Origin of the sequence: Streptomyces sp. MnatMP-M17, assembly GCF_900091995.1 — a bacterium.
Lineage (GTDB): Bacteria > Actinomycetota > Actinomycetes > Streptomycetales > Streptomycetaceae > Streptomyces.
Window position 1 is genome coordinate 1 of sequence record NZ_FMDK01000785.1, and the last position, 3,133, is coordinate 3,133.

At 70.9% G+C, this 3,133-nt stretch carries 3 protein-coding genes and 1 pseudogene; 1 reads left to right on the forward strand and 3 read right to left on the reverse strand.

The features are described 5' to 3' along the window. Positions 1-251: pseudogene (locus tag GA0115259_RS30520) on the forward strand (hypothetical protein); the annotation flags it as partial. A gap of 107 nt (positions 252-358) precedes the next feature. On the opposite strand, the gene GA0115259_RS30525 reads toward GA0115259_RS30520, so the two are convergent. From GA0115259_RS30525 to GA0115259_RS30535, 3 genes are all read right to left on the reverse strand, one after another. Further along, positions 359-940: a hypothetical protein gene (locus GA0115259_RS30525; RefSeq protein ID WP_093602995.1), complete on the reverse strand. Its 582-nt coding sequence runs from the start codon at positions 938-940 to the stop codon at positions 359-361. Between the two features lie 101 nt (positions 941-1,041). Then, positions 1,042-2,190, reverse strand: coding sequence for a prenyltransferase (locus GA0115259_RS30530; protein WP_093602999.1), 1,149 nt, complete (start codon positions 2,188-2,190; stop codon positions 1,042-1,044). Positions 2,191-2,192: 2 nt separating this feature from the next. Continuing rightward, positions 2,193-2,927 (reverse strand): class I SAM-dependent methyltransferase, encoded by a 735-nt coding sequence (locus GA0115259_RS30535; RefSeq protein WP_093602997.1) that lies wholly within the window; start codon positions 2,925-2,927, stop codon positions 2,193-2,195. Between the last annotated feature and the right edge of the window lie 206 nt (positions 2,928-3,133).

A 3,133-nucleotide genomic window follows, 5' to 3' on the forward strand; every position in this document is an offset into this window, starting at 1 on the left:
CGGGCGCGGGCCGGCCCGGCCAGCCGTCGGCCGGTGGCGCGACGCCCGCCGGGGACTTCGCTCCGTTCTGGTTCGCGGTGCCGGTGGCCCGTCCGCTGTTCGGTGAGGACGGTTCGCCGACGCCGATCGCCGAACTGGCGCCCGGCACCTGGTATCTCGCGGTCGAGCAGCGCGGTACCGGTCTGGTGGCCCAGACGCAGGACGGCCGCCGCGGTGTGCTCCAGGACACCTCGGGCATCCAGCGCGGCTGACTCCGTACCGTACATATAGAGAGATATAGAGCCACAGCGATGGCCTCTCGCCTTACGGCGGGAGGCCGTTGTCGTTTCGTCGCCGGCGCCCGGTGGGACTGGGACGGTCAGCTGCGGCTGAGCTGTGTCACCGACGGCACTTTGTCCTTCACCACGGCGCCCGCGCCGCTGCCCGCGCCCTTGACGTCATTGATGACCGTCTCGAACATGCCGACCTCGGCGCTTCCCGCCTCGCCCTTGCCGAGCTTGGCGCCGATGCCCTTGAGCGACGCGATCCCGGCGTCGAGCGGGCCCATCGCCTTGGCGAGCAGCGGATCGCCCTTGGCGTTCTCGGCCGCCGCCTTGAGCCGGTTGTAGGCGAAGGCGCCCGCGAGACCGGCCTTGATCAAGGCGTACTTACGGCCGCTCGCGTCCTTCTTGAACTTGCCCGCGCGGTACGGCTTGACGATCCACTGGTACGTTGCGCCCGCCGCGAGACCGGCGTTGGCGACGAAACGTGTCTTGGCGAACTTCCGCGCCTGCGCGGAACTCGTCGTCTCCACCGCCGCCGGTGTGGCCGCGCCCGCTCCGTCGTTGTCGTCACCGCCGCCACATGCGGCCGTGGGCAGCAGGAGCGCGCAGATCAGGAGCAGCACCGTCACGGCGCGGCGTATCGGACCGCTGGCGGTGGTGTGAGCCTCGACGGACACGGCGAACCTCCCTGGCGGACTGCCTGAAGCGTCACGCCGTACCCGTACCACCGCCACCCGGGCTGGGCCGTCCGGGTTTCACCACGGCCGGGGCGCCCGGCTCAGCGGCAGCAGTCGGGCTCCAGACCGCGTGGCAGGCGCTCGCCGCTGAACACGGCGGTGGTCGCCTCCTCGCCGCCGAGCGCGGCCACCGCCAGCAGCAGCGAGCCCGCCGTCCAGGTGGTGCGTTCCTCCGGCCAGACGGCGCGGTTGCCCTCGAAGACATAGCCCGTCCAGTACATCCCGCCCTCGGCGCGCAAATGCTGGATGGACTGGAGCACCTCCAGCGCCCGGTCGGACTCGCCCATCACCCACAGGGCCAAGGCCAGTTCACAGCTCTCACCGCCCGTCACCCAGGGATTGGGCACGACACAGCGCACTCCGAGACCCGGCACCACGAAGCGGTCCCAGCCCGCCGCGATCCGTGCCGTGGCCTGCGCTCCGGTCACCGCGCCGCCGAGCACCGGGTAGTACCAGTCCATCGAGTAGCGGCTCTTGTCGAGGAACCGTTCGGGATGACGGCGTATCGCGTGCCCGAGCGCGCCCGCCGCCAACTCCCAGTCGGGCTGCGGCTCCTCGCGTTCCTCGGCGATCGCGAGCGCACAGCGCAATGCCTGGTGTACGGACGAACTCCCGGTCAGCAGCGCGTCGTTGACGGGTGTACCGTCCGCCTCGCGCTTCCAGCCGAGCTGTCCGCCGGGCTGCTGGAGTACGAGGACGAACTCGATCGCGGCGTGTACGACGGGCCACATCCGGTCGAGGAACGCGTCGTCGCCGGTGGCCAGATAGTGGTGCCAGATGCCGACGGCGGAGTACGCGACGAAGTTGGTCTCGCGGCCCAGGTCGCTGGGCCGGGTGATGGTGTGACCTGAGTCGGCGCCAGCAGGCCCGGCCCCGGCACTCGCGCCCAAAGCCACAGCTCCGGGCCCGGCCGGGTCCTCGTACGCCGCGTACCAGGACCCGTCCTCGTTCTGGTGCCTGGCGAGCCACTCGTACGCCCGTGCCGCCGCCGTGTGTTCGCCCGCCGCGTCCAGCGCCATGGCGGCCTCGACATGGTCCCAAGGATCGAGATGGTGACCGCGGAACCACGGGATGGCACCGTCCCGGTGCTGTACGGCGAGGATGCCGGCGACGGTCTCGGCGGCCTGTTCGGCGGTGAGCACACCGGGCAGGACGAGATGTTCCGTGGCGTCGGGCCCACGGCCGGCCAAGGTCACTTGGCATCCGCCGCAGGAAGGCGCGGCTTGGTCGCGTAGACCACGAAGCTCTTGCCGACCACCGGATTGAGCAACTGCTCGGTGACCCGGGTGACGGCGGGCTTCTTCATGATGTCCCAGACCAGCAGCCTGTGGTACGCGCGGACCGGCAGCACCTTGTCGTTGTCCACGCCGAACGCGCACTTGAGCCACCAGTACGGCGCGTGCAGCGCGTGCGCGTGGTGCGTGCCGTACGGCTTGAGCCCGGCCTCCCTTATCCGGCCGAGCAGTTCACTTGCCTTGTAGATACGGATATGGCCGCCCTCGACCTCGTGGTACGCGTCGGAGAGCGCCCAGCACACCTTCTCCGGGCCGTACCGCGGCACGGTGACCGCGATCCGCCCGCCGGGCCGCAGCACCCGGACCACCTCGGCGAGCAGTCCTTTGTCGTCCGGTATGTGCTCCATCACCTCGGAGACGATGACGACGTCGAACGACCCGTCAGGGAAGGGCAGTTGGAGCGCGTCGCCCTCCATCGCGGTGGCGGTGGCGCCCTGCGGCGCCTCTCCGGCCTCCTTCATCGCGGCGAACCATTTGGCGACCTCGCGGATCTCCTCGCCGTTCCGGTCGAGAGCCACGACCTGGGCGCCCCGCCGGTAACACTCGAAGGCGTGCCGGCCCGCGCCGCACCCAAGATCGAGCACACGGTCGCCCGCGGCGAGCGGGAAGCGGGTGAAGTCCACGGTCAGCACAGAGTCGTCCTGCTTTCGCGGTCGGAGGTACGGACGTACGGGTAGGGCACGGGTACGAGTACAGGTACGGCACGGAGGTCACGGCACGGGGTTACGGCGCCGGCCGGGCGCCGGCCCGCCGGGCGATCGCCGCGCGGTACAGCTCGGCGGTGCCACGGGCGGCCTGCGCCCAGGTGAACCGGGACAGCACCCGCTCCCGGCCCGCC